10 protein-coding genes are annotated in these 12,133 nt (G+C 70.7%); 8 read left to right on the top strand and 2 right to left on the bottom strand.

Going from position 1 to position 12,133, the window contains the following annotated elements; genetic code table 11:
* The first annotated feature begins 35 nt into the window (after positions 1–35).
* Genes ACFSZT_RS07920 through ACFSZT_RS07905 form a run of 4 tightly spaced genes read left to right on the top strand, consistent with a single transcriptional unit; the run spans position 36 to position 3,521 of the window.
* Positions 36–1,055, top strand: coding sequence for an ABC transporter substrate-binding protein (locus ACFSZT_RS07920; protein WP_377388433.1), 1,020 nt, complete (start codon positions 36–38; stop codon positions 1,053–1,055).
* Positions 1,056–1,057: 2 nt separating this feature from the next.
* Entirely contained in the window at positions 1,058–1,825 is a 768-nt protein-coding gene (locus ACFSZT_RS07915; RefSeq protein ID WP_377388431.1) for an ABC transporter permease, read from the top strand.
* A 38-nt stretch (positions 1,826–1,863) separates the two neighbouring features.
* Positions 1,864–2,646 carry an ABC transporter permease gene (locus tag ACFSZT_RS07910; RefSeq protein WP_377388586.1) on the top strand — a complete coding sequence of 261 codons (783 nt, stop codon included), beginning with the start codon at positions 1,864–1,866 and terminating at the stop codon, positions 2,644–2,646.
* Positions 2,647–2,690: 44 nt separating this feature from the next.
* Positions 2,691–3,521, top strand: a complete 831-nt coding sequence (locus ACFSZT_RS07905; protein WP_377388584.1) for an ABC transporter ATP-binding protein — start codon at positions 2,691–2,693, stop codon at positions 3,519–3,521.
* 34 nt (positions 3,522–3,555) lie between these two features.
* On the opposite strand, the gene ACFSZT_RS07900 is transcribed toward ACFSZT_RS07905, so the two are convergent.
* Positions 3,556–6,102 carry a sensor histidine kinase gene (locus ACFSZT_RS07900; protein ID WP_377388429.1) on the bottom strand — a complete coding sequence of 849 codons (2,547 nt, stop codon included), beginning with the start codon at positions 6,100–6,102 and terminating at the stop codon, positions 3,556–3,558.
* A gap of 246 nt (positions 6,103–6,348) precedes the next feature.
* Here ACFSZT_RS07900 and ACFSZT_RS07895 point away from each other — a divergent pair, with 246 nt between their 5' ends.
* The 3 genes from ACFSZT_RS07895 to ACFSZT_RS07885 all read left to right on the top strand — a co-directional run bounded on the left by ACFSZT_RS07895 (position 6,349) and on the right by ACFSZT_RS07885 (position 9,993).
* Entirely contained in the window at positions 6,349–7,995 is a 1,647-nt protein-coding gene (locus tag ACFSZT_RS07895) for a DNA repair helicase XPB (RefSeq protein ID WP_377388427.1), read from the top strand.
* A 276-nt stretch (positions 7,996–8,271) separates the two neighbouring features.
* Positions 8,272–9,027 (top strand): DUF4253 domain-containing protein, encoded by a 756-nt coding sequence (locus ACFSZT_RS07890; RefSeq protein WP_377388425.1) that lies wholly within the window; start codon positions 8,272–8,274, stop codon positions 9,025–9,027.
* Between the two features lie 57 nt (positions 9,028–9,084).
* Positions 9,085–9,993, top strand: a complete 909-nt coding sequence (locus ACFSZT_RS07885) for a DUF72 domain-containing protein (protein WP_377388582.1) — start codon at positions 9,085–9,087, stop codon at positions 9,991–9,993.
* Positions 9,994–10,153: 160 nt separating this feature from the next.
* On the opposite strand, the gene ACFSZT_RS07880 is transcribed toward ACFSZT_RS07885, so the two are convergent.
* The gene (locus ACFSZT_RS07880) at positions 10,154–10,732 is read right to left on the bottom strand and encodes a type 1 glutamine amidotransferase domain-containing protein (protein WP_377388423.1); all 579 of its coding nucleotides are present in this window, start codon (positions 10,730–10,732) and stop codon (positions 10,154–10,156) included.
* 92 nt (positions 10,733–10,824) lie between these two features.
* Here ACFSZT_RS07880 and ACFSZT_RS07875 point away from each other — a divergent pair, with 92 nt between their 5' ends.
* Positions 10,825–11,775 carry an o-succinylbenzoate synthase gene (locus ACFSZT_RS07875; RefSeq protein WP_377388580.1) on the top strand — a complete coding sequence of 317 codons (951 nt, stop codon included), beginning with the start codon at positions 10,825–10,827 and terminating at the stop codon, positions 11,773–11,775.
* Positions 11,776–12,133: the final 358 nt, after the last annotated feature.

Genomic DNA, 12,133 nt, shown 5'->3' with positions numbered 1-12,133 from the left:
CGACCACAGTGTCCTTCGCACCTCGAGGAGTTCCCTTGCTTCCACTACCACGCCGCTCGGGACGGGCCTCCAGACGCCGCACCACGGCGCTGCTCACCGCCGGACTCGTTCTGCTGACCTCGATCAGTGGCTGCGGCCTGCTGGGCGGCTCCGAGGAAGCTTCCGACAGCGGCAATGGTGACCTGGAGAAGTCCAAGATCACCGTGTCCGTCATGCCGACGATCGACCTGGCACCGCTGCATCTTGCAAATCGCAACGGGTATTTCGAGGACGAGGGCCTGACGGTCGAGACGGTGAACGCACCGAACGGCCAGGCCTCACTGACCAAGCTCATCAACGGCGAGGTCGACATCGCCTACGGCAGCTACACGGCGTTCTTCATCGCGCAGAGCAAGGGCGCGGCCGACTTCAAGTTCGTCTCCGACGCCTCCTCCGCGGGCCCGAAGAGCACCATGATCGTCACCAAGGCGGACTCGCCGATCAAGAACGTCCAGGACCTCGCCGGCAAACGCATTGCCGTCACGAGCGAGAACACGACCTCCGACGTGCTCACCAAGTCGCTGATGAAGACCAATGGCGTCGACTTCAGCGACGTCGAATGGGTCTTCCTGCCGTTCCCGGACATGCCGAACGCCCTGCAGCGCGGCAACATCGACGCGGCGTTCATGACCGAACCGTTCATCACCTCGGCGGCCAAGACTGTCGGCGCCGTGCCGATGTTCGACACCGCCACCGGCCCCACCAAGGACTTCCCGACCGCCGGCTACGCCTCGCAGGCCAAGTTCGCGCAGGAGAACCCCAAAGTTGTCGCGGCCTTCCAGCGGGCGATGGACAGGGCCACGCGGGAATCCGAGGATCGGAGCAAGATCGAGCCGCTGATGGTCGAGTTCGCCAAGGTGGACAAGGAGATCGCCGCCATGACGGAACTTCTGACGTTCCAGTCCAAGTTGGACGCGAGCAGGCTGCAGCGAGTGGCTGACCTCCTGCTGGAGTTCGGTGGTCTGCCGAAGCGGATGGACGCGGGCTCGATGATCGCGCAGCCCGCCGCCGACTAGCCGTGCCGAAGCTGCTGCGAAACCTGACCGGCCTGATCGGCTTCTTCCTGCTCTGGGAAGCTGCCGTCAGGTCCGGTCTGGTACCCGAGGTGTTCCTCCCTCCGCCCAGCGAGGTCCTGGTGACCACAGTGGAGCTGTTGAGCCAGGAGCTGTTCCTGCGCGATGTCATCGCCACCCTGCTGGCGTGGGCGATCGCGCTGCTGATCTCCATCGGCATCGCCGTTCCGCTCGGGCTGGTGCTGGGCAACGTCGCGTGGCTGCGTGCGGCCACGCGAGCCATCGTGGAGTTCCTGCGGCCCATCCCGTCGGTCGCGCTCATTCCCCTGGTGCTGCTGGTCGTCGGCGGCGGCCCGGAGGCCAAGATCGCTCTTGCCGTGTACGCGGCGGTGTGGCCGATCCTGTTCAACGCCATCTACGCGCTCGGCGAGATCGACCCGGTGCTGCTGGACACCGCACGAGCGTGCGGCACCAACCGCAGGCAGCTGCTCACCTCCGTCGCGCTGCCGCACGCGGCACCGTTCGTGTTCACCGGCATCCGCATGTCCGCCGCGGTGGCCCTGATCGTCGTGGTGAGTGTCGAGTACGTCGCCGGGGCCGCGAGCGGGCTCGGCAAGTTCATCCTCGAGGTGAGCTCCAGCGGCATGCGCATGGACCAGGTGCTGGCGGGGACGGTGATCGCCGGCCTCATCGGCTACCTCATCAACGAGGGCCTCGAGCGGACCGGCAAGCGCCTGTTCCGCTGGAACGAGGCCACGGGGAGGACGACGTGACCCAGACGCTCGATCGGGAGGGCACCACTGGGCGCCGGATGACTTCGGGCGCCACCAACTGGCTCGTGTTCGCCGGTGCGGTCGCCTGCTGGGAACTCGCCGCCCGGCTGGCGGGCAGCGTCTTCTTCCCGCCGCCCACCGACATCGTGGCGACGGCGGTGCGGTTGTGGTTCTCCGGACCCGCATCGCAGCTCTTCCTCACCGACACGGTGTTCGACGACGTGCTGCCGAGCCTCGGCCGCTGCCTGGGCGGGTGGGCCGTCGCGGTCGTCCTGGGCACCGGCCTGGGCACCGCACTCGGCCGCTCCCGCACCGGAATGGACTACGTGGGCCCGTTGTTCGCCTTCTTCCGGGCCATCCCGCCGCCCACGCTCGTTCCGGTGTTCATGGTCCTCTTCGGACTCGGGCCGGGCATGCAGGTGGCCACCATCATCTTCGGTGCCGTGTGGCCGATCCTGCTGAACACCGTCGACGGGGTTCGCTCGGTCGACTCGGTGAAGGCCGACACCGCCCGCTCGTTCCGCACGCCTGCCCCGTACTGGATCGGCCTGGTGGTGCTGCCCGCGGCGCTGCCGAAGATCTTCGCGGGCCTGCGGCTGAGCCTGTCGATCTCCTTGATTCTCATGGTGGTCTCGGAGCTGATCGGCTCGTTCGCCGGCATCGGCCACCAGCTCATCTCCACGCAGCAGAACTTCGACTTCCCGATGATGTGGTCGTGGATCGTGCTGCTGGGCATCCTCGGCTACGGCCTGAACGGCGTGCTGCTCACCGTCGAGCGCCGGGTTCTGCGCTGGCAGCCCACCCGAAACGACGATGTGTGATCGCCCGATCGCACCAGCATCCACAGGAGACTGACGTGCCGACCATGCTCGAGGTGTCCGGCCTCAACCACCGCTACGGCCAGGGCGAGCGCGCCCACGTCGCCGTGCGGGAGCTCTCCTTCTCCGTCGAGGCGGGCGAGCTCGCGTGCATCGTGGGCCCGTCCGGTTGCGGCAAGTCCACTTTGCTCCGTTGCATCGCGGGACTCATTCCGCCGACCGAGGGTTCGGTGCGCCTGCACGACGACGAGGTGACCGGCGTGCCCGACGATCTCGCCGTCGTGTTCCAGGACTACAGCCGGTCGCTGTTCCCCTGGCTGACGGTCGCGAAGAACGTCGAGTTCCCGTTGCGCTGGAAGAAGATCGGCAAGCGCGAGCGGGCGCAGCGCGCCCAGGAGGCGCTCGACGCGGTCGGGCTGGCCGGCGTGGGCACGAAGTTCCCGTGGCAGCTCTCCGGCGGTATGCAGCAGCGCGTGTCGATCGCGCGGGCGCTGGCGAGCCGTCCGGCACTGCTGCTGATGGACGAGCCGTTCGCGTCCGTGGACGCGCAGACGCGGTTCGACCTGGAGGATCTGCTGCGCCGCGTACAGCGCGAACAGCAGAGCACGATCCTGCTCGTCACCCACGACATCGACGAGAGCGTCTACCTCGGCGACCGGGTGCTGGTGCTCTCGTCCTCGCCCGCGAGCATCGTCGCCGACCTGACCATCGACCTGCCCGCCGACCGGGATCAGATCGCCACGCGCGAGTCGGCCCGGTTCGTAGCGCTGCGGGGCGAGGTGGCGCGGTTGCTCCAGGGGAAACAGGGACAGCCCGGCACGGCGACGGACGAGGCCGAGCGGGAACTCACGGCGTCGCCCGGCGACGTTCCCCACTGACCGTCTGCCACTGACCGTCTGCCACTGACCGTCGTCAGCGGGCGCGCGCATGCCGCCCGCGGCGCACCCCGTGCTGAAGTCTCGCCATCCGCGACCGCACCGCCTCGGGCGAGCGGTTGACGGTCGGCAGGTCGCCGTCCTCGGTCGGCCACACGGCCTCGCCCTGCGGCTCGCCGGTGTCGAACCACCTCGTCAGCAACTGCTGGTAGGCGGGCAACCGGTCGGTCGGGGCGTCGTCGTCCAGAGGATGCGGGCGCTGGTCGCCGTCCTCGGTGGGCCAGCTCGGCGGCGGCTGCCACTGCGCCGCACGCCGCTGCGGTGCCGGCGCCGATTCCTCCCGCGGTCGCGGGGCGGGTGTTCCGGCAGCAGGCGCGGGTGGATACACGACCGTGGGGGCGCCGTCGGCCGAGGCCGGTGCCGGAGCACGCTCGGCCGGCGGTGCGGGCTCGGGTGGCTCGGCCGGCGGGGCGGGCTCGGGTGCGGATACCGGCTCGGGTCCGGGCCAGTCGGCCGGCTCCTGCGGGCCGAGCACCACCGGCTGCGGGCCGGACGTGGGCGCGGGTTCGGCCGGGCGCTCGAGCACGACCGGGGAACCCTGCGGCACCGGGTCGGCGGGCCGGATCAGCGCGGCCGGCACCACGACGGTCGCCGTCAGCCCCAGCAGGTCGGCGGCCGCGAGCCGCACGCGGATGTGGTGCCGCTGGGCCAGCCGCGCCACCACATACAGGCCCATCCGCCGCGACACCTCGACGTCCACCTCCGGCGGCTCGGCGAGCCGAGCGTTCGCCCTGCGGATCTCCGTCTCCGGCATCCCCGCACCACGGTCGGTGATGTCGATGCGCCACTCCCCTTCCGGGGTGACCGCGCTGACCACGGACACCGGTGCGTCGTCGGGCGAGTAGTCGGTGGCGTTCTCGAACAGCTCCGAGATCACGTGCACCAGATCACCCACGACGTCACCGCGCACGGCGATCTGCGGCGTCGCGGCGACCTTGATGCGCTGGTAGTGCTCGACCTCCGACAACGCCGCGCCGATGATCTCCTCGGCCGGCACGGCGCCCGGCAGCGGCCTGCCGACGTCCTGTCCGGCGAGCACCAGGAGGTTCTCGCTGTTGCGGCGCATCCGCGTGGCGAGGTGATCGAGTTCGAACAGCCCGGCGAGCACGTCGGGGTCCTGTTCGTGTTCCTCCATGCGGTCCAGCACCGTGAGCTGCCGCTCGACCAGATCCTGGCTGCGCCGCGAGAGGTTCACGAACATCGAGTTGACGTTCTCCCGCAGCAGCGCCTGCTCACCGGCGAGCCGCACGGCCTGGCCGTGCACGGCGTCGAACGCACGCGCGACCTGGCCGAGCTCCTCCCGGCTGAACACCGGCACCGGCTCGACGGCCCGGCGGTGCGCGTCCTCCGGGCGTGGATCCGGATCCGCGAGGATTCCCTTGACCGCCTCGGGGAGCCGGTAGTGGGCGACGTCGAGCGCGCTGCGCCGCAGCACCCGCAGCGGACGCAGCAGCGAACGGGCGATCAGCACCGCCAGCAGCGCGGCGACGAGCAGGACGCCGAGCGTGACGCCACCGTCGAGCAGCGCGTTGCGGCGCGCGTCGGCGGCCAGGGCGTCGGAGCGCTGCTGGATCTGGCCGTGCAGCCGATCCTCCACCTGCTTGACCAGGTCGACCACCTGCGTGGCGTGCCGGTCCCATTCCTGCGGGCCCATGCTCGTGAACGGCTCGTCGCCGTCCGGACCCCTCAACGCGGACTCGACCACGCCGTTGACGGCATCGACGGCATAGCCGGTCACCGTGTCGTCGTAGAGCTTGCGCTGTTCGTGCGTCGCGAACTTGACGAAGTCCCGGTGCGCGGTGGCGAGCTCGGCGTCCGCGGCCAGCAGCGCCCGGAGCCGGTCCTCGCCGAAGCTGCCGGTCTCGAGCGCCTCGGCCACCAGCGCCCGCCGGACCGAGAGCCGGTCCTTCACCCGCGCGAGCGCGCCCGCGGCCAGCCTGCTCCGGGCCAGCTCGCGGTCGGCGGCTTCGGGGGCGGCCTGGTCACCCAGGTCGAGCAACCCGGTGACGAGCTCGTTGTAGGCGATGAGCACGGATGCCGCGGGCTCCGGCGAGTTCTCCGCGGCGTACCGGACGCCCGTCAGCCCGTCGAGGCGGCGTTCCATCTGACGGAAGCTGCCGACGGCGGGCGCGGAGAGGTCCGGTTCGGCGGAGACGAGCGTGCGACCGAACTCGCCGATCGCGGCGTCCACGCGTTCGCGCTGCTCCCGCAGCCGGTCCAGGCCGCCCCGCCTGCCACCGGCCGCGTAGCGAACGGTCGTGTCGCGTTCCCGCTGCAGCTCGTGGACCATCGCTGCCACGCTGCTGTCGACGCGCACCAGTTCAGCGCCCTCGGCGTACCGGTTCGCCTGATCAAGGTTCGACTCGATGCGCAGACCGGCCAGCAGCACCACGGCGATCACGGGGATCAGCAGCGCGGCGAGCAGGCGGGTCCGGAGCCGCCAGTTGCGCAAGCGCCATCTGCCGCCGGCACGACCAGGATCCGTCGCGTCATCCCACTGGGGACGCTGGCTGCGACGGGTCACCTGACTTCCTTATGTCACCGGGAACCACTGAAGGGTAGCGCCGGGCCATGGCCTGTGATCATGACCGTGGACCCGACCGGGTCGCCCGGCGATGGTATTGCCTCCGCCCGTCGGGCTCACCACCGATTCCCGCCTCGCACCCGGGGCGCACGCGTGAACACGCGGTGTGACTCCGTCCGGGTGTCGTGACGTCCCGCATTTCGCGGCGACGGCCGTTACCGGAGCGGGGAACGTATAAAGGAGGGCGTGAGTGATGGCCCCCTGATCGTCCAGTCGGACAAGACCGTGCTGCTCGAGGTCGACCACGAGCGGGCGGAGGACGCCCGCATCGCGATCGCACCCTTCGCCGAGCTGGAGCGCGCTCCCGAGCACGTCCACACCTACCGGGTCACCCCGCTGGCGTTGTGGAACGCGCGCGCGGCCGGGCACGACGCCGAGCAGGTGGTGGACGCGCTCACCACGTACTCGCGGTTCCCGGTGCCGCAACCGCTGCTCATCGACATCGTGGACACGATGGGCCGGTTCGGCAGGCTGCAGATCCAGAACCACCCCGCGCACGGCCTGGTGATGACCACCACCGACCGCGCCGTGCTCGAGGAGGTGCTGCGCAACAAGAAGGTCAGCCCGATGCTGGGTGCGCGCATCGACGACGACACGGTGCTGGTGCACCCGTCGGAGCGCGGCAGGCTCAAGCAGACGCTGCTCAAGATCGGCTGGCCCGCCGAGGACGTGGCGGGCTACGTCGACGGTGAGGCGCACCCGATCTCGCTGGAGGAGAACGGCTGGGCGCTGCGGGAGTACCAGCGGCAGGCCGCCGAGGCGTTCTGGGCGGGCGGCTCCGGCGTGGTCGTGCTGCCGTGCGGCGCGGGCAAGACACTCGTGGGCGCGGCGGCGATGGCACGCGCCGAGGCCACCACCCTGATCCTGGTGACCAACACGGTCGCGGGCAGGCAGTGGAAGCGCGAGCTGGTGGCGCGGACGTCGCTGACGGAGGATGAGATCGGCGAGTACTCCGGCGAGAAGAAGGAGATCCGGCCGGTCACGATCGCGACCTACCAGGTCATCACGCGGAAGTCGAAGGGCGAGTACAAGCACCTCGAGCTGTTCGACTCGCGCGACTGGGGCCTGGTCGTCTACGACGAGGTGCACCTGCTGCCCGCCCCGGTGTTCCGCATGACGGCCGACCTGCAGTCGCGGCGGCGACTCGGCCTGACGGCGACGCTCGTGCGCGAGGACGGCCGTGAGGGCGACGTGTTCTCGCTGATCGGGCCGAAGCGCTTCGACGTGCCGTGGCGCGACATCGAGGCCCAGGGCTGGATCGCGCCCGCCGACTGCATCGAGGTGCGCGTCACGCTCACGGACGCCGAGCGCCTGGCCTACGCCACCGCGGAGTCCGAGGAGCGCTACCGGCTCGCGTCGACGGCACGCACCAAGACGTCCGTCATCAAGTCCATTGTGGACAAGCACGCCGGCGAGCCCACGCTGGTGATCGGCGCCTACCTCGACCAGCTCGACGAGCTCGGGGCGGAGCTGAACGCGCCGGTCATCCAGGGCTCGACGAAGAACAAGGAACGCGAGGCGCTGTTCGACGCCTTCCGCAAGGGCGAGATCGACAAACTCGTGGTGTCGAAGGTCGCGAACTTCTCGATCGACCTGCCCGAGGCGTCGGTGGCGATCCAGGTGTCGGGAACGTTCGGCTCGCGCCAGGAGGAGGCGCAGCGGCTCGGGCGGCTGCTGCGACCCAAGGAGGACGGTCGCCAAGCGCACTTCTACTCCGTGGTGGCGCGCGACACGGTGGACACCGACTACGCCGCACACCGCCAGCGGTTCCTCGCCGAGCAGGGCTACGCCTACCGGATCATCGACGCCGACGACCTGCTGCGCCCGCTCTGACCTGGTTTTCCAGGGCGCTCTGACCTGTCGTTCGGCTTAGTCCGCTCGCGGGTGACGCCGGATTCCGTTCTCGACCACTGCTGCCCGGCGTCCCCACTCGTCGGGGTGGCCGGTCTCTCTGCGGCCCGCCCCGGTGCCGGCCTGGTCTGCTGCCCTCCGGCACCCGGCCCAGGTGGCATCGCCCACACGGGTGGTGCTCGACGGTGCACCGGAAATTGTCGGTGGTTCGAACTAGTGTTCGAGTCAGTTCAGCAGCCGACCGTCCGGAGGAGTGCCATGACCGCCGTCCCGTTCGCCCCCACAGGTGCCCGTGAGCTGTCGCTGCCGCCCGGCCGGATGCACGACGGGCTCTGGGTGTCCGACGCGCCGATCGCGGACTCGACGCTCTACCTCGCCTGCGTGGCCGCGTATCCGCGCACCGGCCGCTGGCCCGTGCTGATCCCGCGTGACCTGCGCTTCGAGATGAGCGGCGAGGACTGGATCGACGACCGTGGCTGGGCCGAGCCCTCGGCCGGCCTGATCGACGACGTCAGCCCGCACGACGCGCTGGCGTCCTGGTGGCAGGGCCCGTGCTGCGAGGGCAACTGCCTCGACCCGTTCGGGGCCGCGTTCCCGGGGCTCGCCCGCAAGTCCGTGCGCCGGGCCGATCCGCTCGCCGAGGCCGGCAACACCGGTTCGATTCTCGCCGCCCGGGGCGACTGCAGGCTCGGGATCGTCGAGACCCCACGGCCAGCCGACATCCCGGCCGTGCTCGGCTGGCAGGGCATGCGCACCATGACCGATCGGGCGGAGGCCGTGTCGTCGGTTCTGCGGAGCTGGGAGGACCGCTTCGGCGCGGTCCTGATCTGCCTCGGTTTCGACTCGCTCGATCTGTCGGTCGCCGCGCCACCGAAGACGCGGGAACGGTCACTGGTCGTCGCGGCGGAGCACCGGGCGTTCTGCCTCGACCGGTTCCTCGCCCAGCCCGGCAGCCTGCGCGAGGTGGCGGCACAGCTGCTCGGCAAGCGGCTGTGGTCGTTCTGGTGGGAGTGAGCGCGGCGCGGCGGAGCATGTCAACCTGGACCGGCAACCGTGTCGAGGAGGGACGACATCACCGCTCACCAGCCGATCCGCATCGGCACGTCGGGCTGGCTGTACCCGCCGTGGCGCGGCACCTTCTACCCGAAGGGCCTCCCGCACCGCCGCGAGCTGGAGTACATCTCGCGGCTGGTCAACAGCGTCGAGATCAACGGGTCCTTCTACTCGTTGCAGCGACCGGAGCGGTACCGGGCGTGGTTCGCACAGACGCCGGACGACTTCGTGTTCGCCGTCAAGGGCGGCCGGTTCATCACGCACATGAAGCAGTTGCGGGATGTGGAGGCCCCGCTGGCGAACTTCCTCGCCTCCGGAGTGCTCGCGCTGGGCCACAAGCTCGGGCCGCTGCTGTGGCAGCTGCCCCCGAGGATGGCGTTCGACCGCGAGCGGCTGGCCCGGTTCTTCGACCTGCTCCCGCGCAGTACGGGGGCCGCCGCACGACTGGCGACACAGCACGACGAGAAGGTCAAGTTCGACGCGTACACGGAGACCGATGCCGACCGGCCACTGCGCCACGCCTTGGAGGTCCGGCATCCCAGCTTCGCCGACGCGTCCGCGGTCGAGCTGCTGCGCGAGCACGGGATCGGCCTCGTCGTCGCCGACACGGCGGGCACCTGGCCGTACCTCGAAGACGTGACCGCCGACTTCGTGTACGTGCGACTGCACGGCGACGAGGAACTGTATGCCAGCAGCTACACCGACGAGGCCCTCGCCAGCTGGGCCGACAAGGTGTGCGCCTGGCGCTCCGGGCGGTCGCCCCGCACCGAGCACACGGTAGCCCCGGCGGCACCCCGGCGACGGCGCGATGTGTACGTCTACTTCGACAACGACATCAAAGTGAAGGCGCCCGGCGACGCCATCACGCTCGCCCGGAAGGTCGGCGAGCGGATCGGATCGCCAGGCGCCTCGTCACAGGCCGGGTAGGGCACCCGGGCAATGTCACAGGCCGGGTAGGGCACCCCGGGCAATGTCGATGTCGCGAGTCATGGGCGCAGCCCACTACCGCCGTCCGGCCCGCGAGCCGGCGGCCGAGTCGCGGTGCCCGGCGCCGCAGGCTGGGCAGGCCGGTCGTGGCGGCTGCGGTTCAGGCGCTCTTGGCCTGGCCCGCGTGGGCACCTTCCGCGATCTCCTCCACGAGCTTGGAGCAGAACGCCGGCAGGTCGTCGGGCTTGCGGCTGGAGACGAGGCCCTCGTCGACCACGACCTCCTCGTCGACCCACTCGGCGCCGGCGTTGCGCAGGTCGGTCTGCAGGCTCGGCCACGACGTCATCCGGCGGCCACGAACGACGTCCGCCTCGATGAGCGTCCACGGGCCGTGGCAGATCACGGCGACCGGCTTGCGCTTCGAGAAGAACTCGCCGATGAAGCGCACCGAGTTGCTGTCCGTCCGCAGGAGGTCCGGGTTGGCGACGCCACCTGGCAGCACCAGCCCGTCGTAGTCATCCACCGACGCGTCGGTGACCACCTTGTCCACCGGGAAGGTGTCGGCCTTGTCCAGGTGGTTGAAAGCCTGGATCTCCCCGGATTTGAAGGAGATCAGTTCGGGCTGGCCACCGGCCTCCTTCACCGCCTTCCACGGTTCGGTGAGCTCGACCTGCTCGGTCCCTTCCGGTGCCACCATGAAGGCGACGCGACGGCCGCTGAGCGTGTCAGCCACGTTCATCACTCCTCTCTGTCGGTCCGTTCTGCGACTACCCGGCCGAGCACGGCACCGAAACACGTCTCGCCCGGTCAGGGGCCGACAATGGGGGTGTGATCGACCACCACGTATACGCGATTCCGCTACGCAACCGATTCCGTGGCATCACGGTCCGCGAGGGAGTGCTGCTGCACGGCCCGGCGGGCTGGGGCGAGTTCTGCCCGTTCCGCGACTACGACGTCGCGGAATGCGTGCCGTGGCTCGCGGCCGCGGTCGAAGCGAGCCGGGACGGCTGGCCTGCTCCGGTCCGCGACAGCGTGGAGGTCAACACGACGGTTCCGGTCGTCTCGCCCGAGCGGGCCCACGAGCTCGTCGCCGAATCCGGATGCCGGACGGCCAAGGTCAAGGTGGCCGACCCCCGATCGTCTCTTGTGGACGATTGTGCCCGGGTCGAGGCCGTGCGGGACGCGCTCGGCCCGCACGGCGCGATCCGCGTCGATGCGAACGCGGCATGGGACGTCGACACGGCGGTCGCCGCGATCGCCGAGCTGGACCGCGCGGCCTCGGGCCTGGAGTACGTCGAGCAGCCGTGCGAGTCGGTGGACGAGCTCGCGCGGGTGCGGCGGAAGGTCGACGTGCGGATCGCCGCGGACGAGTCGATCCGGCGCGCCGAGGATCCGCTTCGCGTCGCCGTGGCCGGGGCCGCTGATGTCGCCGTGCTGAAGGTCGCGCCGTTGGGCGGGGTCCGGCGAGCGCTGGAGGTCGCGGAGGCCTGCGGGTTGCCGTGCGTGGTGTCGTCGGCGGTGGAGAGCAGCGTCGGCCTGGCCGCGGGGGTGGCGCTCGCCGGGGCGTTGCCCTCGCTGGACTTCGCCTGCGGGCTGGGCACGCGATCGCTGCTGGGAGGGGACGTCACCGGCAATTCACTGTGCCCTGTGGACGGTTTCCTGCCCGTGCCGCGCCGGGCACCGGAACCGGAGCGTGCCGCGGACGTGACCGCGGACGGCCCCACGCGCGCGTGGTGGCTCGATCGGCTGGCCCGCGTGCGAGCCCTCGCCACGCCCGCCTGAGCCCGTCGGGCACCACGACCCGCCGAGCCGCCGAGCCGCCGACGCCGTCAACCCCACAGCGGCCGCCTGAGCCCGGCGGGCGAGGTGGCCAGGGGTGAGCAGGAAGCCTCGCCGCAGCGGGCGAGGCGGCACCCTGGCAAACCACCGACGCCGACTGCGGCCGACCTCAGGAGCCTCCGTGGCGGGCGCTCCGCGCCCCGACGGGCCGGCAGGCTGCAGGCGGAGGACCGGCACACTCTCGACGGAAGAACGGCACGCGGCTTACCGCTGCCAGCCGAGGACCGGCCCGCTTCCGGCGGCGCATCGGCACGCCGCTGCCGGCAGCGCACCGGCGCAGTCCTGACGACGGACCGGCAGG

This window comes from Prauserella oleivorans (assembly GCF_042685745.1).
GTDB classification, from domain to species: Bacteria; Actinomycetota; Actinomycetes; order Mycobacteriales; family Pseudonocardiaceae; genus Prauserella_A; species Prauserella_A oleivorans.
The sequence above is the reverse complement of the archived record's forward strand: the minus strand, read 5'-3'. Positions and strand labels throughout refer to the sequence as shown.